This window comes from Adhaeribacter aerolatus (genome assembly GCF_007991635.1).
GTDB classification, from domain to species: Bacteria; Bacteroidota; Bacteroidia; order Cytophagales; family Hymenobacteraceae; genus Adhaeribacter; species Adhaeribacter aerolatus.
The window spans coordinates 154,555-176,487 of sequence record NZ_BJYS01000014.1 but is presented as its reverse complement, the minus strand read 5'-3'; the positions used below and the strand labels follow the sequence as shown (position 1 = coordinate 176,487).

Here is a 21,933-nt window from a genome sequence, read left to right as displayed (position 1 = left end):
TTTTGGCTGCCTGCTAAATAGTTTCCTCCTGAATGACAGGAATGGGTTACTTTAACTTCCGTGCCATTAATTACTTACTACTAACAATCAACAACTAATCACTAACAACTAATCACTAACAACTAATTACTAATTACTAACCACCTACAAATACACTTCGCTGCCTTTTTGCTTGAATTCGGAGGCTTTTACTTCCAGGCCTTTGGCCAGCGCGGCATCTTCGGCTAAACCTTGTTTGTCGGCGAAATCACGGACTTCCTGGGTTATTTTCATAGAGCAGAAGTGCGGACCGCACATGGAGCAGAAGTGGGCAATTTTGGCGCCTTCGGCCGGTAAGGTTTCGTCGTGGAATTCGCGGGCGGTATCGGGGTCCAGGGCCAGATTAAACTGGTCTTCCCAGCGGAACTCGAAGCGGGCTTTGCTCAGGGCATTGTCGCGGTGCTGGGCACCCGGGTGGCCTTTGGCTAAGTCGGCAGCGTGGGCGGCAATTTTGTAGGTAATTACCCCATCTTTCACGTCTTTTTTATTCGGTAAGCCCAGGTGCTCTTTGGGCGTAACGTAGCACAACATGGCCGTACCGTACCAGCCAATCATGGCCGCGCCAATCGCCGATGTAATGTGGTCGTAACCCGGTGCAATATCGGTGGTTAAGGGGCCTAAGGTATAAAAAGGAGCTTCGTCGCAGTGGGCCAGTTGCTTTTCCATGTTTTCCTTTATCAGGTGCATCGGCACGTGGCCCGGTCCCTCAATCATAACTTGCACATCGTGCTGCCAGGCAATTTTGCTGAGCTCGCCCAGGGTTTCGAGTTCGCCAAACTGCGCGGCATCGTTCGCATCGGCAATAGAACCCGGCCGCAACCCATCGCCCAGCGAGAACGACACATCGTAGGCTTTCATGATTTCGCAAATTTCCGCAAAGTAGGTGTACAGGAAGTTTTCTTTGTGATGTGCCAGACACCACTTGGCCATAATACTGCCCCCGCGCGACACTATGCCGGTAACCCGTTTGGCCGTCAGGGGAATATAGCGCAGTAAAACGCCGGCATGGATGGTAAAATAATCGACGCCCTGTTCGGCTTGCTCTATCAACGTATCCCGGAATAATTCCCAGGTCAGGTCTTCGGCTTTGCCGTTTACTTTTTCCAGGGCCTGGTAAATGGGCACCGTACCCACCGGCACCGGGCAGTTGCGGATAATCCACTCGCGGGTTTCGTGAATATTTTTTCCCGTCGATAAATCCATGAGCGTATCGCCGCCCCAACGGCAACTCCAGACTGCTTTTTCTACTTCTTCTTCAATGCTGGAAGTTACCGCCGAGTTACCAATATTGGTGTTGATTTTAACCAGAAAGTTGCGGCCGATAATCATGGGTTCGCTTTCGGGGTGGTTAATATTGGCCGGAATAATGGCCCGGCCGGCCGCTACTTCCTGGCGCACAAACTCCGGCGTAATATAATTTTTAGGGGTATTGGCCCCGAAACTGTTGCCGGGGTGCTGTTGCCATAGCATTGGGTCCTGCTGCATTTCCTCGATGCGCTGGTTTTCCCGAATGGCGATATATTCCATTTCGGCGGTAATAATTCCCTGGCGGGCGTAATGCAGTTGCGTTACATTGCGGCCGGCTTTGGCCCGGTAAGGCAACTGAATATGCGCAAACCGCAGGCTATCCAGTTTTGCATCGGCGGTGCGCATTTGGCCGTATTCCGAAGTTAAACCGGCTAATTTTTCTACATCCTGCCGACCAATAATCCAGGGTTCGCGCAGGCGGGGCAAGCCCTTTTTCAAGTCAATTTCGCAGTTAAGGTCGGTGTAGGGGCCGCTGGTGTCGTAAACCGTAACCGGGGTATTGGTTTCCCTTTTTTCGCCGCCAATTATTTTCGAGACGGTATCGCTCTGGGTGATTTCGCGCATGGCCACCCGGATGGGGTGCAGGTTTCCGGGAACGTAAATTTTACGGGAATTAGGCAGCGGTGTGCGGGTAATACCTGCCTGCATCGGGGTTTTTTCCTCTTTCATAAGCGTTGGATTAACCACCTTGGGTGGCCTGAATAATGGTTACTTTATCGTTTTCCTGTAGAGCGTAAGCCGGCCAGGTGCTTCTGGGGATAATCTGGTCCTGAATGGCCACGGCTATGCCTTTTTTGTCGGCGAACTGGAGTTGCTGCAACAATAGGTTTAACGTGGTGGCGCCAGGAGGTAATTCTACCGGCTGATTATTAACAGAAACAAGCATGGGCGCAATACCTTGGTTAAAAATTACGGTAAAGCTTTAGGAGGAGGAAATGGCTAAGCGCCGGCAGTATTCCGGCGTTATAAAAAGGAAGCTCACTTTTCCCTTCGCAGGCATTATCCTGTTCAGGTTCCAAGGGTATCATCTCAGCCTTTCGGCACCCCTAAAGTTGCCTCAAATGTATTTAAATTATTTTTAGAAATGCAAGTCTATTTGATAAAAATAATAGAAGATTTAATTTAGGAAGATAGACAAGGAGCCTTAACAAAGATTTAACTGCGGTTTAGCCAATAATTTAGGATTAAAAGCAAAAGCGCTCTCTTTTCTGTATTAAGGGAAATTCAAAAACTTATTTTATTAGTATTTATCCGATTATAGCAGTAGTTTAAAAAGGTTGAGATTATACAAACTGCGCATTTGTGTCTTAAATTTAATTTATTTGCAAATAAATATTGTGGTAAATAATTATATTTCATTCTTCATCCTGGAGGAAAAAGTTGGGCATCTTTGTTATTCCATTAAAAATAAATGAAAAAAATATTTCTAAGGCTTTTTCAACAATCAACAATTCTAATAATAATCACCATCTGTGGTCTAATTGTTTTTCATGAACCTATAGAAAAACTGTTAAGTAAAACAATTGTAGAACATATACTTTCCTATTGCCAAAGCAGTTTTTTTAATAATATCATATTTTTATTTTTAGCCATTTTAATAATTGTATATTCTTATTACAGGCGTAAAGCAATAATAGCAAACAATAGTTTCCTCATTCTTTTAGCAACAAGTGCATTTTATATCTACTACCGAAGCAATGGACATATTTGGGAATTTACCCCTTTTTTCAATTTTACATATATCAAATATGCTGATTTAATATTGCTATCTCTTCTTTTGCTTTTTGTCAGGTGGACAATGCTAACATATAAAGGCAAAAAAAATAAAGTTACTGTTAGTTCCTTTTTTGATGATGAACCTTTAAACCCAAATAAGCAAGATGATTTAGGGTATAATACATTTGCTAAAATTATAGCTGAAAGAATTGAGTCAACGCATCTTGAAAAGGCATTTGCTATTGGAGTAAATGCTAAATGGGGAATGGGTAAAACTTCTTTCTTTAACCTAATTAAGCAGAATCTTTCTTCAGAAGAAAATATTATAATAGATTTTAATTCTTGGAATAGTAGCTCTCCGAAATCTATAATTCAGGATTTTTTTGATACTTTACAAGATGAGCTACGCAAGTACTACTCTTCATTAGCTCACGAGTTAAGAAAATATTCTGACAAGTTAATTGCATTAAGTGATAATAATATAACTCAATCGATTAAAGCAACCGCAGGCATTCTAATAGGTGACAACTCTATAAATAGTCTTCATCAAGAAATTAATATTAAATTAAAAAAAATTGATAAGAAGATAATAATATTTGTTGATGACCTAGATAGATTGGATAAAAGCGAGATTATTGAAGTGATGCGATTAATTAGGAATACTGCTAATTTTTATAATACAATATTTTAGTTGCTTATGATAGGGATTATGCACTACAAGCAATAAGTGAATATAACCCACATAATTTCCAATCCTTTTTAGAAAAAATATTTCAACTTGAGATCAATCTTCCATACTTTGAGCCTGAAATTTTTAAGGAGAGATTATTAAAAAATTTAAAAGAATTGTTACCAGAACAGATTCATGAAACAGTTCAAAATACCCTACACCCTGTATATTATGGACTAAATAAAGATATTAATTTTTTTTACTGGATTTCAAGTATTAGAGATGTAACGCGACTTTCTAATTCATTATCCGTAACAATGAAGGCACTTTATGAAGAAGTTTTTTTTAAAGATTTTTTACATTTGCAACTTCTACGATTAAAGTTTCCTTCTGTTTTTGAGCATATCTCTAAAAACTTTTATATCTACTTTACTACAAAACCAGTCAACAAGTATAAACATCAATATATTTTAAAAACTGTTGAGAAAAGATCTAACAATAGCAAATCCAATAATTATGAACTTGGAAGTTACTTGAGTAAAAATAGAGATTGCCTTTTCATAGATGAAGAAGATATTGAAAATATTGTGGACTTATTGGTTCATATATTTGATAAACATAAATATGATAATAATGGAAAGCAAGACCATCTATCAGTAGTTTTTCCACTGCAATATAGGAAGTATTTTAGTTATAACCTTGGTGAATCAAGTATTTCAGAGGTTGCTTTTACAAAGGCTAGAACATCAACTCAAGAAGAGTTCAATTCTTTAATTCAACGTTATGTTGAAGCTGGTATGGAGCATGAGTTATTAAATAGATTTAATGATATTAGAGATTTTAATAATAAAGAAGACTTTGAGAAAGTTATTACAGCTATATTCTTCTTCGGTAAACAAAAGTCAAAGCGAAATTATAATGACCTTTACAATGTTGGTTATGATGCAAGTGATTTAATGGATAAGCTTTCAGATTATGATCATTCTATCAGTAGAAAATACTATAATTCTAAAACGCAATCGGAAGAGTATAAATCCTTTCTTGCTAAATTACTTAATGATGCTGAGTATCCGTATGCTTTTGAAAGCACAATAATAAGTGAATGGTTAAAAAAGCCTTCGGATAATTTACCGTTGTCAAAGGATGAGTTGAATAGTATTGTTGTTAATCTATTTGAAAAATATTGTAAGGTTGCAGAAAAGCTCGACGATTACTTGTGGAGTTTTTTTAATGATTGTAAAATATACAAGTATGATGCAGGGAATGAGGTAGAAGTTTTCTCTGAAAAAGCAAAAGAAGTGTTTAGAGATTTTATTCTTCAAAAAGATATTGATGCTTTTTTACGCGATCTTATTTCTGTTAATAGAAGGGAAGAAGGAAAATATACCTTAAATGACTATGTTTTAAGAATTTGGGATACTTGGGAAAACTTTATTGCTATGCTTGAAGAGAATAGAAATAAGGGCTGGAAATATATACCAGAATTTTTACAGTTCTACCAACAAGTAGCAAGCGAAGGGTTTGGAAATTACATCAAATTCAATTTTAAGACCATACCAATTAAAAGAGAAGCTATATTTTAATATTTAATTCACCTTCAGGCACAGTTCATCGCCTCATGATATTTCATTCTTCGGGTAAATGGTTTTTGTTCCTTCTGCTAAATTATTTTAGGCATTCGTTGTAATAAGAATGCTTCGTTGAAGCTTGGATCTTGCACGTCTGATTTTACATACTGCCTAACTCTTTGTCCTGAAAATTGTTTATAACAATTGGTTTTAAAACCAATAATAAGTAAAACAGCAAGCCCGAACTCCAAATTACCCCCAAAACAATTTAACCCAATTTTCCGGAATTTCACCCTGCTTTTTATGCTGTTCACACCGCTGCTTTTTCTTTTGCCCGCCCCGTTTTGCACTTTTGTTTTGTAACTATTAATAAAAACCCAAGTGCTCCTGAGTTTAATAGTCATAATATTATTTAAAGGACAGGCAACTAGCATTACCGGTTCGGCATCTATTGTTTAGCCGGGCTGGCCTACGGGTTCCGAACAGGCAGGAAACAGGAAGAGATAGCGAGCAGGAAAAAAGTTTCTGTCGGCGTGCAGTTTTGATTTACCAGGTTAAGCATTAACTAAATTATCTGCCACATACTATGAAAATCTTTTTTACCCTGTTGCTGCTACTGGTTCTGGTGGGCAACGCTGCGGCCCAAACTGCCCGGCCCGGCAAAATTACCGGTGTTACCGCCGATTCCCTCACCACCAAACCAGTGCCGTACGTAACGGTGGCCCTGAAAGAAGGTACCAAAATTATTACCGGCACCACCGCTGATGGGTCCGGCATTTTTGAATTGCCCAACCTGCCTTTGGGTAGTTTTACCTTGGAGCTTACGTTTATCGGGTACCGGGCAAAAAAAATACCCGTAAACCTGACCGCCGATAAGCCCAACCTGCATTTAGACCAGATTGGGTTAAGCCCCGCCGCCAAAATGCTAAGGGCCGTGGAAGTAACCGGCCAGAAGGCTTTGGTAGAAGACAAAGGCGACCGGCTGGTGTACAACGCCGAAAAAGATATTTCGAACGCGGGTGGTACGGCCGCCGATGTGCTGCGCAAGGTGCCTACCTTAACGGTAGATTTAGACGGCAACGTGCAGATGCGGGGCAACAGCAATATTCGGGTATTGCTGAACGGCAAACCTTCGGCCATGATGGCCCGCAACCTGGCCGATGCCCTGCGCCAGATGCCGGCCAACACCATTAAAAGCATTGAAGTAATAACCAGTCCGGGGGCTAAATACGATGCCGAGGGTTCGGCGGGCGTAATTAATATTATTACCAAAAAAGGTTTGCAGGGCTTTAGCGGCACCACCAACGTAACGGCGGGTAATTTTAACCGAGGCCTGGGCACCAGCCTGAACTACCGGAAAAAGAAAATTGGTTTTTCGATGTCGGCCAACGGCTACCAGTACCGCAATTTGTGGGAAGACCAGGTTACCCGTACTAATTTACGGGATGGCGTGCCGGTAAATATTTTAACCCAGCGCAACCACGCCGATAATACCGGCACGGGCGGCTACGGCGAAATGAGTCTGGATTATGATATTGATTCTACGAGCCGGGTTAACTTTTCGGCCAATGTTTGGGGCGGCCATTACCCCAATAACCGCACCCAAAATACCTGGCTGCGGAGCCCGACTGGAATTGAGCTAGCTGCTTTCCGGAACGAGAGCCGGTTTTATAACCCTTTCGGCAACGGCCAGTTAGATATAGGTTATACCAAAACCTTTAAAAAGCCCGAACAGGAGTTGGCCATACTGGGGCAGTTTAGCCGCATGCCCGATAATTATTTTTATGATACCGATACCTACGGCGACGACGACGTAATGACGTTCCGGCAGCACAACAGCAACTACAGCCGCAACAAAGAATATACCGTCCAGACCGATTACACGCATCCGTTTAAAATAACCGGTCGCCGCGATACCACCAGCCTGAAACTGGAAATCGGGGTGAAAGCCATTCGCCGGGACATTGGCAGCGAGTACGCCGTAGAAGAAGCCGCCGGCTCCGATGCGCCTTTATTGTTAAACCCCACGCTGTCGAACGAATTTGATTATTTTCAAAGGGTATATTCGGGTTATACGTCGGTGCGCCTCGAAACCAAAAAGAAATGGCGTTTGAACCTGGGTGCCCGGCTGGAGCAAACCGATATTAACGGCCGTTTCTTAAACATCACCACCGACGAATCGAAAATTAAAGATGCTTACACCAACCTGATACCCAGCATTACGCTTTCGAAAACTTTTGGTACCCATACCTTAAAAACGAGTTATACCCAGCGCATTCAGCGGCCGCTGGTGTGGTACCTGAACCCCTGGGTAAACCGCACCGATACCCTGAACCAATCTACCGGCAACCCTTACCTGAATCCCGAACTGAACCATGCCACCGAACTGGCCTACAGCCTGAGCACGAAGAAAAATTTATCCGTCAACACGTCGGTGTACTGGAACTACACCGATAATGCCATTGAATATTTGGGAACGGTGAACGAAGAGGGGGTATCGGTGTTTAAACCGCAAAATATTGCCCAGCGCCAGCTATACGGCTTAAACCTGAACGTATCGGGGCAACCTAACAAGAACTGGAATTTGAGTGGCGGCGGCAATTTGCGTTACGTAGACCTGCGCAGCCCCGCTTTAAACCAGGGCAACAACGGCTGGGTCTGGAATTTAAACCTGAACACGACGTATAAACTGCCCAAAAATTACTCAGTGCAGGTCAACGGCAATTTCAACTCCGGCTGGATTAGCTTACAAGGTGAAAATTCAGGTTTTTACTGGTACGGGGCGGCCCTGAAGAAAGAGTTCTGGGACAAAAAAGCCAGCCTAAACCTGGGCCTGAATAATCCGTTTACCCGGGGCGTCCGCCAAACCCGCACTCAATCCGCGCCTACTTTCGAATCCCATTCCCGCTCCATGTTTGTGAACCGCTCGTTGCGTTTAACCTTTGAGTGGCGTTTCGGGCAAATGACGGCCGGCGGCAAGCAAAGTAAAAAGATTAGTAATGATGATAAGGGAGGTAGGTAAGACCTCATCCCTAGCCCTTCTCCTCTGGGAGAAGGGGACTTGCCAGAGTAAGCTGATTTGTGACTTGAAACGTTTCTGCTTCGATTAAAGTAGAATATTTTATAAGAAGTTAACAAAAGAAAATGAAGCTCTTAACTGGAGGGGAAAGGACACAACGGAATAGCCGGGAAGTCCCTCGCCTTCAGGTGGCGTCCACCCGGGAGAGGGATTTAGGGTGAGGTGCTATGGAAGATAACCTACACAAAGGAGCAGCCAATAAATTATTCGGCTATGCCCGCGATAACCGCAAAAAGCAAACACCCGCCGAAGAAGTGCTCTGGCAACACCTCCGCAACCGGCAATTAATTGGCCATAAGTTTAGACGGCAGCACCCCCTGGGAAATTTTATCGCCGATTTTTACATGCACGAATTTAAGCTGGCCATTGAACTGGATGGCGAATACCATAACGAAGCCGAAATAAAAGAATACGATGTTGGCCAGACTTATGAATTAGTAGAGCTGGGTGTGAAAGTGCTGCGGTTCCGAAATGAAGAAGTTTTAAATAATATTGGAGGTGTTTTAGAAACTATAAGAAAGCACCTCACCCTAAGTCCCTCTCCCGGGTGGTAACCACCTTTCGAGAGAGGGACTTCCGGCCTAACTTCATTCTTTTATCTAACAGATAGACTTATCAAGTTGGACCGCTCCCTTCTCCCAGAGGAGAAGGGCCGGGGATGAGGTGCTAATACCCCGGATTCTGGTCTTCCGGACCCAAAGCCGGATTATTATCCATTTCCACTTTTGGTATTGGGAACAGCAGGAAATTATCTGTTACATCAGTTCCTTTGGCTGCCTTAATTACCTGTTTCACGGTTTTGGTCCGTACCAAATCAAACCACCGCTTAAACTCGCACAGGAACTCGTAAGCCCGTTCCTGCAGCACCAGATTTCGGAATGCCTGGGCCGTAGGAGCCGTACTTAAGGTGTAATCAACCGGAGAAGGAGACGTTGGGTTATAGCCGTAACCGCGGCGGCGTACCATATTCAGGCGTTCTACGGCCAGCGCAGTAGGGCCGTTATTGACCTGATTGGCGGCTTCAGCGTAAATTAACAAAGCATCGGGGTAGCGGTAAATCGGGAAATCGTTGCCATGGCTGGGTGCAAAACCAGCATCTTTAAATTTGCCAAACAACAAAGGCTGGTCAGGACTGGTTTGCACAATGGTGCCGGATTTAGTGGGGTAAGAAGTATAAATATTAAACTTGTACCGCAAATCGTTTTTGTCCCAATCTCTTAACAGCGGGAAAGTAGGCAAACCGTAAAAAGAACCGTAACCGCCCGACGAATAGGCACTATTGGACATGGAATATTGCTGCGCAATTTGGGAGCCGCCCAACGACCGGGAATATTTAAAGGAAAAAACATCTTCGGTGGAAGTAAGGGCCGTTGGCCCGAATATTAATTCAAAATCGTTGGGCTGGGTAACCGGTACCAAAGCGTAAGCGCCGGATTTAATTACTTCGTCGGCTTTGTCCCGGGCTTCGGGCCATTTTTCGGTATACAAATAAATATCGGCCAGCATGGTTTTGGCGGCCCACTTAGAAGGCTTACCGGCTAAGGCTTGCTTGTTCGGCAGGTGGGTTTCGGCAAATTTTAAATCCTCAATTATCAAATTATAAACATCGGCAGCCGAAGCCCGCTCCGCGGAAATGGCGCTGGCACCCAGACTTTCGGTAGGCTCGGTACGCAACGGCACGCCCCCCCAGCTCCTAACCAAATCGCGGTAGGCCAGGGCTCTTAAAAAGCGGGCTTCTCCCAGGAAAGCATTTTTTTCGGTTTCGTCCATGGCAATGGGCGGAATATATTTTAAGGCCATGTTCGCGTTCCGGATGGTCTGGTAAAAGGCCCGCCAGGCGGCATCAGTCCGCGCAATGGCCGAGCTGTTCATCACGTACTGCGACAAAGGCAAATAAATGCCGGTGCCCATGGCGTAATCTTCGGCCCCGGTAAATTGTCCGCCCCAGTCGGTACCGCTGTAGGTACTGCGAATAGGCTGGTAAATGGCATCAATGGCAGCCTGCGCGTCGGCCTTGGTTTTGTAAAAATTAACGGTGGCTAAGCGGTCCTTCGGATCTTCGCGCAGCATGTCGTCGCCGCAGGCCGTGAGCAGGAAACCGGCAAATAAAGCAACTATAATTTTCTTCTTGTCTGACAGGTTGAAAATATTAAATATTAATTTTTTCATATCTGGATTTTTATGAAAAGTGCTTAACTAAAGGGTAAACCGGACGCCGAACGTGTACATTTTTGCATTGGGATAACCGGCATTGTCGATACCCATGGAAATAGAATTGCTGCCACCCCGGGTGTTTACTTCGGGATCGTACCAGGAATATTTGGTAATGGTGAGCAGGTTCTGGCCGCTGACGTAAACATTTAAGTTTTTGAGCCAGGTAATACCCAGTTGGGCCACCGGCAAATTATAGCCCAACTGCACATTCCTTAATTTAAGAAAAGAGCCATCTTCCACAAAGCGGTCCGAAGCCGAGAAAATGGTTTTGGAGCTTACCTTCGGATATTTGGCGTTGGGATCGGGATTGGCCGGCGACCAATGGTTGTTGAAGAAATCTTTTAACTGATTTTCGCCCCAGTAAAAGCTGTTGGCCACGGCGGTAGTGTTTACGTTAAAAATATCGCCGCCCTGTTTGCCCTGGAATATAAAATTTAAATCGAAGTTTTTGAAAGACATATTCGAAGTAAAATTGTACAGAAAATCGGGGTTCGGGTCGCCGATAATGGTGCGGTCGTTGGCGGTGATGCCAGGCTGTCCATCAATGTCTTTGTACTTAATAGCGCCTTTTTCATCCAGGCCATCTTCGAGGTAGCCATAGAAAACCCCTACCGGCTGGCCCACCCGTACCAGGTTTATGGCCACGGCCAAAGGTTGCGGAATTACTTCTCCGAACACATCGCTGTTACTGGCTAACTGAATAACCTCGCTGCGGTTCCGCGAGAAATTTACCCCCAAATCCCATTTAAAGGCAGTATTAAAAATGGCGGTATTTAAACCGAGTTCCACCCCGGTATTCCGGATTTTACCAATATTGCTGATGGTGCTGGCGTAACCGGTAGAAGTAGGCAGTTGCACAAAGGCGAGCAAGTCGCGGGTATCTTTCCGGTAAACATCAAACGTCAGGTTTAAACGGTTCTGGAATAATCCTAAATCTAAACCGGCATTATACTGGGCGGTGGTTTCCCATTTTAAATCGGGGTTTGCCAGACTGTTGGCATTTGGGGCATACCCAATGTAGCGGGCATCGTTAAATACGGTCCGGTAAGAGGTTAAGCTATTCAGGGTTTGGTAAGGATCAACGGCGGTACTACCGGTTATGCCCCACGACAAGCGTAGTTTCAGGTCGGATAGTTGGGAAATATTCTTCGCAAAATCCTGGTTAATTACGCGCCAGGCAAAAGCGGCCGATGGAAAATAGCCCCATTTATTGCCTACGCCAAACCGGGAAGAACCGTCGCTGCGGATACTGGCGGTTAACAGGTAAGTGCCTTTGTAGGCGTAATTCACCCGGCCCAGGTAAGAAGCCAGTACCCATTCAGACGTACCGCTTTCGGGCGTACCGGGCACACTGCCCGATTGCAAATTATTTGTTTCCAGCTGATCGGTTAAGAAGCCGGTTACTGTACCCGAATTAAAGTTGCGTAAGCTGTTTTGCTGGTAAGTAGCTCCGGCTAATAAATTCAAATCGTGGTCCTGGTTAATTTGCTTATGATAAGTTAAGGTATTTTCATTCAGAATATTCAGCCAATCGGCCGAAGAAATAATTGCCCGGCCGGTAGGGGTATTATCCAGCACCCGGGAAGAATAATTATCCTCGCGGGTAAAAGAAGTTTCAATACCCACCGAAGTCCGGAATATGAAATCTTTATGGGGCTCGTAGGTAAGAGCGGTCCCGGCTAAAATATATTTAGTGTTAAAATCCTGCTTGCGCTCTTTGGCCATGGCCAGCGGGTTCCGTAGTTCGTTCGGACTGAAGACATAGCGCCGGACATTGCTATAACTGCCATCGGCCTCGTACGGGGCCACGGTAGGCGGCCCTACCAGCACGGCCGATAAAACGGTGCCGCCTTTCTGGCCGTTAATATCAATTTGGGATTGATCAATATTTGCTAGGGTAGAGTTGTACGACAGGTTGAATTTATTACCCAGCTTTTGGTTAATATTGGCCCGGAGCGAAATCCGCTGGTGGTCGGAATTCGGAATAATGCCTTGTTGGCCCAAATAGCTGCCCGAAATAGAATACTGGGTTTTCTCGCTGCCGCCGGCGGCATTAATGGAGTGGTTTTGCATGGGGGCCGACCGGAATAATTCTTTTTGCCAGTCGGTGCCTTCCCCAAAAGAATTTACCTGATCCTGCGTAAAGTACGGCGGAAAACCATCATTGATGGCCCGCTCATTAGCAATTTCGGCAAATTCCCGGGCGTTCATCAATTCGATGGTATTGGTTACCTGCTGAACCCCATAATAACTATCGAAAGTAACCTGTGTTTTGCCGGCTTTGCCGCTTTTGGTGGTAATCAGCACCACGCCATTGGCGCCCCGCGAACCGTAAATGGCGGTAGCCGATGCATCTTTCAGCACTTCAATGGATTCGATATCGTTGGGGTTAATGGCGTTGGGATTACCCGACAATGGAAAACCATCTATCACGTAAAGCGGCTCGTTGTTGCCGAGTAAAGAATTGCCCCCGCGAATCCGGACACTGACGTTTACGCCCGGCGCGCCGGAATTTTGCATCACGTGGACGCCCGGTGTTTTGCCCTGTAACCCCATTACGGGGTTAGGCACCGGAAATGCGGTTAATTCTTCGGACGAAACGGAGCCAACCGACCCGGTAACATCACTTTTCTTGACGGTTCCGTAACCAATTACCACCACTTCGTCCAGGGCCTTGGCATCGCCGGTTAAAGCCACGTTTATAGTGGTTCGGTTACCTACCGGAACTTCCTGTGGTACAAAACCAACAAACGAGAAAACCAGGGTGCTTTGGTCGCTAGGCACTTCAATGGTATAATTGCCGCTGGGGTCGGTAGTGGTGGCTTGGCTGCTGCCTTTAATTAAAACGGTAACGCCCGGTAAGTTGGTGTTATCCGTTGCATCGGTCACTTTTCCGCGAATTTCTCGTTGGGCAAACGCGGTGGTGGAAGCACCTAAAAGAAGCGTTAAGAGCAAGGTGCATGTTAAAAGCCGGGTTAAACGCCGGGGATTATTATTAACCAGCAGGAGGTGGTGCTGTTTTTGGATAGGGGGTATATTATTTTTCATAAAACAGATTAACAGTTGCGTTTTGTAATTTAAAAACAAGCGGAATAAATTAGCGGCATAACCAGCTAAGATAGAGAGTAGTTGAACCAGGTTAAAGAACCAGGTTAATTTCCTTGCTTCCCAGGTAGAATAGGGTTAAATGCAAGCAGCAGCGGCATTGGTGTTAAAGAAAATAGCTATTTAAAGCTATCAGGGTGGCGTAATAGTGTGGTTTTGTTTCATATAGCCGATTATAATAATTCAGTGGTATCCGAACCCCGCTAATCTCCTGAAACGCCTCACCCCCGGGTATTTAATAAACTGGGGTAAGGCTAATCAATTTAAATAAAAGTTTAGCATTAGCCAATATTTTTATAAAAAATATTATTTAGTTACAATAATAATGAGGAAGCAGCTTTAGCAGTAAGAAGCTGTTTACCATTTAAAAGTTGGAATAAATCGTTATCCTTGCGGCGGACGCACCAGCCACTAGTCAGGCGGTTATTTTAATATTGGCGGTAATAAAATAACATAACCCATGATACCAGATGCTGTAACGAACAGAAATACGAAACAGCTTCTGAATTCAGCTTGGTGGGACCTCACCCTAAATCCCTCTCCTAAAGGAGATGGACTTAGATTACCTGTCTGATAAATTAATGGTCAGGTAAACTTTCTGGGTCTTTAGATAAATTATGCCTTATTTACTTTCTGGCCAGTTCCTCTTCGGCTATAGGGAATGAGACTATGGTGTGGTCAGCCTATGTAACAGCCAATAATTAGTTTAGACTAGAAAAGCCAGGTTCTAATTATGGAAATAATCCAGCAGTACTTATCAAGGATTATTCTTTTAGGTTAAAACTAATTTTTTTAGAACGGCCATTTGCGCCTACTGTTAATCTTAGTTGGGAGGTACCTATTTCGGGGTTGCCCATTACTTTTGCTTTTACTTTAGGAAGCAAGCCGGTATAAGGCGCGACTACGGTTACAAACCGGATTCCTTTCTGGCCTGCTACTTTGCGGACCCGGTACCGGAAGGCCGGGCGAGGTTCTTTTTTGGTGTAAACGAAAGAGACTTGTCCTTCTTCCTCTTCTAAATTTATTCCGGGTTGGCTATTGGTCTGTACCAGTACATTCCAGCCTTCGGTAAAATCGGTGCGCACGGCTAATTTTTCGTTATCAAAAATTGCCTTACCAGGGGCCAGTTGAAAATGAAGATCTATCTCGCCGGCACCTTCACCCACGGCCTCATCTACAATTATAAAATATTGCTTATCTACAAAAAATACAGCCCGCCGGTGAGTTAGGTTAGGATAGCTCGCGTTCTCTACCACCAGCACATCCAAATCTTTTCCGGGTTGCCACAGCAATTGTTTGGGAGCATAAGCCGAATTGGCACCGTTTAAAGTGAGCGTCTGATGCACTTTGGTCTGCCGGAACCAGGCACGGTTTACCGGATCGCCGCTGTAAATATAGCTGCCCGCATCGGGCATTAAATGACGGCCACCGGCGTAAAGCTCAAAGGTGCCGTTGTCGGGTTGCGAATGGCCGCCACCGTTGGGGCCGCACTTCAGTACCAAACAAATATCATCCGGGCTCCAGCCACTGCGCATCGAATAAAGGCCACTTTTTTCTAAAGCAAAAGCGGTTTGGGCAGGCATGGTGCCGGCTTTGCCTTCGGTGGCTACGTACAGAAAATCTGGGCGGTTAAATAACTGGGCCCAAGTTTTTAATTTGGGGTAATATTGGCCCGGTTTGCCCGACCAGGAATCGCCGAACTGGGGGGTGGTGCCATCGCCAAAAGACAGCTTCATCGGCACTTCGCACATTTTTTGGATTACCTGGGTGTAAGCCGGTGAAAATTGCTGCTGCCGGCCGTTCAGGCCGGCCAGGTTATAAGTCCGTAAAAACCAATCGATGCAGCCCATGTGGTACCCAAAAGCCAGTTCGCGCTGGTGCCCGTCGGCGTAAACCTGGTTCTGAATTTCCTGGTTCAGGCGTTTGATGCCTTCGGCGGTCCAGTTTTCCGCCTCTTTAAACTCCGGAAAAGTAATGGCAATGAAAGCCAGCCCTTCGGCCTCCATTAAACCCCAGTTGCTGCCTTTGGTGTACTTGGTGGTTAAATATTCGGAATGGTCGTAGCAACTGTTCAGGAAGGCTACTAAAACGGCTGGGGTAAACGAAGGTGCATACAAAAATCGCTGAAAAAGCCCGGTCCAATGGTAACCCCGGATGCCGGCTTCGATGGACCGCCAGGCGTATTGGTGCGCTTCGTCACGGGGATTTTTCCGGGTCCAGTCTACTAATTGGGCGCACCATTCCTGCGCGTATTTTTCCTCGCCGGTATGCCAGTAGGCCAGCCCCATAGCGTCCCAGAAAGTCATGCGGTTTAGTTGCCAAATCCATTCTTTATCGGGGTAAGGGTTCGTAGCCCAGTTAATATCTTCTCCGCAGAAATGAGCAGGATAAGCGGGTTGGCCTACAAAAATGTGCTGCAAGGCATCGTTGGCTATTTTTAAATCTTTTTCGCTGGCGCATTTACCGAGTTGGCCGGCTTTGTCCCGGGGATTGATTGGGTGCTTTACCGAACTGCGGCTCCGATAATACGCCAGGAGCGCTTCTGCGGCTAAAAGCGGGCTTTTTTCCTGTGCTTTTACTTTTTCCAGACCGGTTGCGTTTAAATCCAGGCGGCTCAACAGCTTTTGCGCTGCCTGTAACGCCGCTTCCGGATTATTTAAAGTTTGGCCGGTTACCAGGTTCACCTTTAAAAGGCTTCCAAATAAGAATAAGCTTAAAGTCAAATAAAAATGTAATTGGCGGTAGAAACGTAGAGCCATAGCTGGTATAAAGAAAGGCTAGTATATAGGATTTAGGCAAAATATAGCCAGTAGGAAATTAATAGCCAAATTATCTTATTTCTGTTCCTGCCTTAAACACTTTTGTCGTAAAGCAGCAGTTTCGGACTAAGACAAAAAGCAGTGTTGCTAGCAATTTGTATTATTACGGTAAATTTGGAAGTTAATGCTCCACTACTTCCCGGTAAATACCTCCGGTGAGTACTCCCCAGCAACCTATTTTAATCTATCCAGCTTATTTATGACAAACTGGTAAATGCACAGAATGCCGAATGTGGAAAAGTTTTTTAAATTTTTTTATGGAAAATTCGCCACCGGCTGCTCTTATTATTTAATAGAAATGGGAGAGCACCATTCAAATTGTGCGGTATTTAACTTTATTGATTCAGTATTAAAAAACTTCTTTGAATAATTAAATTACTGTTAACCCGTTATAATCCAGAATTGCTTTCCTAATTTTGGCTTTGTTTTAGTAATGCCGCTTACCAGTTCTTTAAACTGGTTTTTACGCTTTTACCCACCCAGGTATTTTGAATTGAATTTTTCGTGGCTTACCCTTACCGAGTAAATGGTTACCAAAAATTGTATCTATTTTATTTTCTGACTAAATCTACCCTATGAAAAAACTTTTTCTGTTTCTACCTTTCTGTTGTATTATTTTAACTCACGTAGCCGCGCAGGTACCAGCCGGCAACGCTGTCATTAAAGGCGTTGTCATAGATTCAGCTAAAGTAGCGCCGCTGGGGTATGTTACGGTTGGGGTACGCGAAGCCGGCAAAAAAGAACCTATTAAAAGTACTTATACCCAGGACAATGGTTCTTTTGAAGTGACCGGTTTACCGCCCAAAGCCTATGAAGTAGTGATTAATTACGTAGGCTTTAAAAGCCGTATACTAAAAGTTACAGAGTTTCCGGTAGGTAACCCGGTGGTTAATTTAGGCCGGATACAACTAAGCCCCACTTCGAGCCAATTGAAAGAGGTTGAAGTGGTAGCCCAAAAACAACTCATAAAACAAGACATTGATAAAATTACTTACGACGTAGAAGCAGATCCCGAAAGTAAAACCATGACGGCCCTGGACATGCTGCGCAAAGTGCCCCTCATTACCGTAGACGCCGAAGATAACATCCAGTTGAAAGGCAGCGGCAGTTACCGGGTATTGGTAAATGGCAAAACCTCGTCGTTATTTGTGCGGGATCCCAAAGAAGTACTGAAAAGTATGCCGGCCCACACCATTAAAAATATAGAGGTAATTACCAATCCGCCGGCTAAATACGAAGCCGAAGGAGTGGGCGGAATTATAAATATTATAACGGTAAAGAAAACCCTGGGTGGCTATAATGGCTCCATTAATTTGGGTGCCCGTACGCCCGTAGGTTATAATGCTGGGGGCTACTTAACGGCCAAAATCAAAAAATTTGGTTTTTCGGGATATTACGGGCATAACTACAACGAGTCGCCGTCTGCTGAAAATAATTTATTCCGCGATGATTACATTCGCAAAATACGCCTGAACCAAAGAGGCATTAACAATAACCACGGCACTTTTAATTATTTAGACGGCAACTTGAGTTACGAGCTCGATTCTTTGAATTTAATAACCGGTAACTTCAGCTTCAACGTCAGTAACAGCCGGAACAACCTAACGCAACAGGTTTTAAATACCAGTTATACCGGCGAGCCGGGATTGTCTTACAACCGGTACAACAAAGGAGCCTTTGAGTGGCACGGGTACGATGTAGGCCTCGATTATCAGCGCAGCTTCCGGAAAAACAAAGAACAACTTTTTACATTGTCGTATAAATTTAACAACGGCGGCAACGACAGCGACACTGATTTCCGGCTGGAATATACCGATCGGCCCCTGGTGTACAGCACCACGCAAAACAACGGCACCTCGGCCGAACATACCGTGCAGGCCGATTATGTGCACCCCATTGGGAAGAATAACCTGGAAATGGGCCTTAAAACGATTACCCGCCTGAACAGCAGCGATTATTTTTATGCCAACCTGAATCCTGATAATGGGCAATACGAAATAGACCCGGCTCAAAGCAATAATTTTGATTACCACCAGGATATTTTTGCCGGTTATACTTCGTACAGCTTTAAGAAAAAAGACTGGGGCCTGAAACTGGGTGCACGACTGGAACAAACCCGCATCAACGCCGACTTTGCCTCTTCGGGTACCGTGGCAGACCAGGATTATTTTAATTTAATTCCCTCCATTGCTTTGTCGCGGAAACTGAAGGAGATGAAGACCATGCGGCTAAGCTATACCCAACGCATCGAACGGCCGGGCCTCTGGTACCTGAACCCTTATGTGAACCGCACCGACCCCCGTAATATCTACTTTGGTAATCCCAATTTAAGAGCCGCCACCAACCACTCCTTCGATTTATCCTATAGCACCTTTGTCAAAAAAACATCGGTGAATACCAGTTTGTTCTACAATTTCACGAACAATTCTATTCAGCTGTTCACTACCTTGGGCGCCGATTCGGTTGCCCGCACCACTTACGGCAATATTGGCAAAAATCAGCGGCTGGGCTTATCGTTCAACACTAACATGAATTTAACCAAAAACCTGAACCTGAGTTTGAATGCCAGTACCAATTTTGTACAGCTTAACGGCGTAATTACCGTGGCCGATACCGTAACCAAAACCAATACCTTAACGCCCGTGAGCAATAATGGTATTACGGCCAATGTTTTTGGCTATGTGAATTATAAGTTCGGGACTAAATGGCGGGCCAGCGGTAATATCGGGTACAATTCGCCCCAGATTTTGCTGCAAGGTACTTCTGCGGGTTGGGCCTATAATAGTTTTTCGGTTACCCGGATGCTCTTTAAAAAAGACAAAGGCAGTCTCAATTTATCTATCAGCAGTCCTTTCCAACGTAACCGCCGCTTTTTCAACGAACTTCAGGATACTCGTTTTTACCAGAATTCCGAATCGTTTTACGTGATGCGCCGGCTGAGCCTATCGTTTAACTACCGTTTTGGCAAATTGCAGGGCGATATTGCCCGGAAAAAACGCGGTATTAAAAACGATGATGTTTCCGGCGGAGGCCAGGGAGGTGGGGCTACCAATTAGCAATTGGTTTGTTTTAAAACAGCACGACCAACCATTTGCTTATTGCCAGCGGTAAATAACAGATAGTAAAAAAGCCAGCTTTGGGTGAGGAGCTGGCTTTTTTATTTTAACTGTTTGTGTGTGAACGGAAAGAAGGAATTGCTAATATCTGAGCACATTAAATATTAGCCTATCCTCCATAAGCATGTGCTTGCTTACCGCGACTTTTAACAAATTCTAATTGAGTGTGCTATCAGCGGCCTCTCGGTCGCTAAAAATTATCACCATTACCGCTCAACCTCGAATTTGTGTAGCCAATATAGAAATAAGTTTTTAAATACAATATAATGTAATAACTATATTTTTAAAATTAATGGAACCCTACACTATACTGGAATCGTTAGGATAAGCTGGTGTGAAATTGGAGAAAGTAATAGCTGGTAAGAATATAGAAGATTGCTTAACTAAACCAAAAGTCCTTGGGCAGAGCTTTATACCATCTTTCCTTTCAAACAAAACAAGCCATGACGCTTCACTCACGAAACTGCCGTAAGTCCTAATTTCGAAACAACCCAGTAAAAGCAGCAGGGCCAGGATTAATGACACTTAAACCTTTCATGTAAATCAGAAAACCAGAAATTGAAAACGATTAAATTTGATAAGGCGGCGTGTGGCGTAGATGTTTTACTCAGAGTCGGTTTAGGCGAGGACCTAAAGGAAGCTTATATAGACACAGAAGTATACAAAACGGATTATTTTGAAATCCTATTTTTCAAAAAAGCTAGTGGCTATCTGGTATTGAACGGAGGAAAGATTGCTATAACCTACAATACGATTGTTTTTATTTCTCCTTTTCAGAAACGACAATGGAAATTAAACCCTCTCGACTTAGATTTCACGTTTCTTATTTTTCAGGAAGACTTCTTGAATGACTTTTTTGCCGACAAGCTATTTACTTACCGTTTATTATATTTTTACCAACTGGATTACTCCTTGAGCCTGCTAGTTTCGGATGAAGCTATTCAGAAGGCTTGCGGCATTCTTTCCGAAATCAACGTTGAACTGAAAAAAACAAAGTTAGACAGTGAGCATATCATCCGTTCTCTGCTCTATTACTTATTGCTTACCCTAAACCGGGATTATGCCCTGCAAAACGAGCTGCCCCTCGACAAACCCGAGAACACCTATGCTTACGAGTTTAAGAAGCTGATGGAAATTCATATTAAAGAAAAGCAACGGGTGAGTGAGTATGCTGCGCTGCTGGGCATCAGCCGAATTACGCTGAATAAAGCGGTACAAGCCCAGTTTGGTGTCACGGCCACCCATTTATTAAAACAACGCTTGCTGTTCGAAATCAAGAATTATCTCCTGCACGCTAAACTTACTGTTGCCGAAATAGCCCACGAACTCAATTTTTCAGAGCCCAATCATCTGATGCGGTTTTTCAAAACGCAATCCGGCCAGACAACCACTGCATTTGTGGCTGATTATCAAAATGGTAGTAATTGAGTGATAACGGGTAGGGAGCTCTTTTAAAGGATTAAGGAACTTTGCATTTATAAATAAAAATAGCAAGGTTATGCCATCAAATATTCAGTTTATCAGAAATGCAACTGTAGTTTTAAACTATGCCGGCAAAAAATTATTAATTGACCCCATGTTTGCCGAAAAGGGGAGATATCCTGGATTTCCAGGTACAGCTAATTCACACTTGAGCAATCCCCTGGTGGACATGCCTGTTAAGCCGGAGAGCCTGCTTGACGTGGATGCTGTTCTTGTTTCACACTTGCATCCAGATCATTGGGACGAAGTGGCCGTGCAAACCCTCCCCAAGGACATAAAGATTTTGGCACAGAATGAAGATGATGCCCAAGTCATCCAATCACAAGGTTTTACTAATGTAGAAGCATTAGGAACGGACGCAAACTTTGAAGGCCTGAACTTCAAGAAAACTTATTGCCAGCACGGAACAGATGTTGCCTATTCCATTCCAGAACTAGCTGAGGTGTTAGGAAAGGCTTCTGGCTTCTATTTCAATGCAGAAGGCGAAAAATCAATCTACTTTCTAGGTGACACTATCTGGATCGATGAAGTAGAGAGCAACCTGAAAACATGGCAGCCAGATGTTGTAGTGGTGAACGCAGGTAATGCAAGCTTTGAGAATGAAGCTTTAGGGGCTGTCATCATGGGTAAAAATGACATTCTGAAAATCAACAGGATATTACCTAATGCTACCATCATCGCCATTCATATGGAAACTGTAAACCACAGCATCCTGAGCAGAAAGGAACTTAGCGATTTTGTTACGGATCAAGGTATTCAGGATAAGGTTATCATTCCCCAGGACGGTCAGGTAATTTCACTTTAAGCCTTCACTTCC

General features: G+C 44.2%; 13 protein-coding genes and 1 riboswitch. Of the genes, 7 read left to right on the top strand and 6 right to left on the bottom strand.

Annotated elements, in window-relative coordinates; translation table 11 throughout:
- Nucleotides 1-144 precede the first annotated feature (144 nt).
- A complete protein-coding gene (gene thiC, locus AAE02nite_RS10715; RefSeq protein ID WP_146897721.1) occupies nucleotides 145-2,016 on the bottom strand; it encodes a phosphomethylpyrimidine synthase ThiC in 1,872 nt (623 codons plus the stop codon).
- 10 nt (nucleotides 2,017-2,026) lie between these two features.
- Entirely contained in the window at nucleotides 2,027-2,233 is a 207-nt protein-coding gene (thiS, locus tag AAE02nite_RS10710) for a sulfur carrier protein ThiS (protein WP_146897720.1), read from the bottom strand.
- Nucleotides 2,234-2,315: 82 nt separating this feature from the next.
- A riboswitch (TPP riboswitch) is annotated at nucleotides 2,316-2,405 on the bottom strand.
- A gap of 353 nt (nucleotides 2,406-2,758) precedes the next feature.
- Here thiS and AAE02nite_RS10705 point away from each other — a divergent pair.
- Both AAE02nite_RS10705 and AAE02nite_RS10700 read left to right on the top strand, forming a co-directional pair.
- Complete coding sequence (locus AAE02nite_RS10705) at nucleotides 2,759-3,754, top strand: P-loop NTPase fold protein (protein ID WP_146897719.1); 996 nt, start codon at nucleotides 2,759-2,761, stop codon at nucleotides 3,752-3,754.
- 155 nt (nucleotides 3,755-3,909) lie between these two features.
- The gene (locus tag AAE02nite_RS10700; RefSeq protein WP_146897718.1) at nucleotides 3,910-5,316 is read left to right on the top strand and encodes a hypothetical protein; all 1,407 of its coding nucleotides are present in this window, start codon (nucleotides 3,910-3,912) and stop codon (nucleotides 5,314-5,316) included.
- A 77-nt stretch (nucleotides 5,317-5,393) separates the two neighbouring features.
- Here AAE02nite_RS10700 and AAE02nite_RS10695 read toward each other — a convergent pair whose 3' ends face one another.
- Nucleotides 5,394-5,705, bottom strand: a complete 312-nt coding sequence (locus AAE02nite_RS10695) for a hypothetical protein (RefSeq protein WP_146897717.1) — start codon at nucleotides 5,703-5,705, stop codon at nucleotides 5,394-5,396.
- A gap of 182 nt (nucleotides 5,706-5,887) precedes the next feature.
- Between AAE02nite_RS10695 and AAE02nite_RS10690 the strand changes: the two genes are divergently transcribed.
- On the top strand, nucleotides 5,888-8,323 hold the full coding sequence (locus AAE02nite_RS10690; RefSeq protein WP_146897716.1) for a TonB-dependent receptor: 2,436 nt from the start codon (nucleotides 5,888-5,890) through the stop codon (nucleotides 8,321-8,323).
- 224 nt (nucleotides 8,324-8,547) lie between these two features.
- Entirely contained in the window at nucleotides 8,548-8,934 is a 387-nt protein-coding gene (locus AAE02nite_RS10685; RefSeq protein WP_146897715.1) for an endonuclease domain-containing protein, read from the top strand.
- A 112-nt stretch (nucleotides 8,935-9,046) separates the two neighbouring features.
- Here the strand turns inward: AAE02nite_RS10685 and AAE02nite_RS10680 are convergent, their stop codons facing one another.
- The 3 genes from AAE02nite_RS10680 to AAE02nite_RS10670 all read right to left on the bottom strand — a co-directional run bounded on the left by AAE02nite_RS10680 (nucleotide 9,047) and on the right by AAE02nite_RS10670 (nucleotide 16,383).
- On the bottom strand, nucleotides 9,047-10,549 hold the full coding sequence (locus AAE02nite_RS10680; protein WP_146897714.1) for a RagB/SusD family nutrient uptake outer membrane protein: 1,503 nt from the start codon (nucleotides 10,547-10,549) through the stop codon (nucleotides 9,047-9,049).
- Nucleotides 10,550-10,576: 27 nt separating this feature from the next.
- Complete coding sequence (locus tag AAE02nite_RS10675) at nucleotides 10,577-13,642, bottom strand: SusC/RagA family TonB-linked outer membrane protein (protein WP_146897713.1); 3,066 nt, start codon at nucleotides 13,640-13,642, stop codon at nucleotides 10,577-10,579.
- Nucleotides 13,643-14,463: 821 nt separating this feature from the next.
- Nucleotides 14,464-16,383 carry an alginate lyase family protein gene (locus tag AAE02nite_RS10670; protein ID WP_170252573.1) on the bottom strand — a complete coding sequence of 640 codons (1,920 nt, stop codon included), beginning with the start codon at nucleotides 16,381-16,383 and terminating at the stop codon, nucleotides 14,464-14,466.
- A gap of 710 nt (nucleotides 16,384-17,093) precedes the next feature.
- On the opposite strand from AAE02nite_RS10670, the gene AAE02nite_RS10665 reads away from it, so the two are divergent.
- The 3 genes from AAE02nite_RS10665 to AAE02nite_RS10655 all read left to right on the top strand — a co-directional run bounded on the left by AAE02nite_RS10665 (nucleotide 17,094) and on the right by AAE02nite_RS10655 (nucleotide 21,921).
- Nucleotides 17,094-19,574: a TonB-dependent receptor gene (locus AAE02nite_RS10665; protein WP_146897711.1), complete on the top strand. Its 2,481-nt coding sequence runs from the start codon at nucleotides 17,094-17,096 to the stop codon at nucleotides 19,572-19,574.
- Nucleotides 19,575-20,192: 618 nt separating this feature from the next.
- Nucleotides 20,193-21,062, top strand: a complete 870-nt coding sequence (locus tag AAE02nite_RS10660) for a helix-turn-helix domain-containing protein (RefSeq protein WP_146897710.1) — start codon at nucleotides 20,193-20,195, stop codon at nucleotides 21,060-21,062.
- A gap of 70 nt (nucleotides 21,063-21,132) precedes the next feature.
- Nucleotides 21,133-21,921, top strand: a complete 789-nt coding sequence (locus AAE02nite_RS10655; RefSeq protein WP_146897709.1) for an MBL fold metallo-hydrolase — start codon at nucleotides 21,133-21,135, stop codon at nucleotides 21,919-21,921.
- The last annotated feature ends 12 nt before the right edge of the window (nucleotides 21,922-21,933 follow it).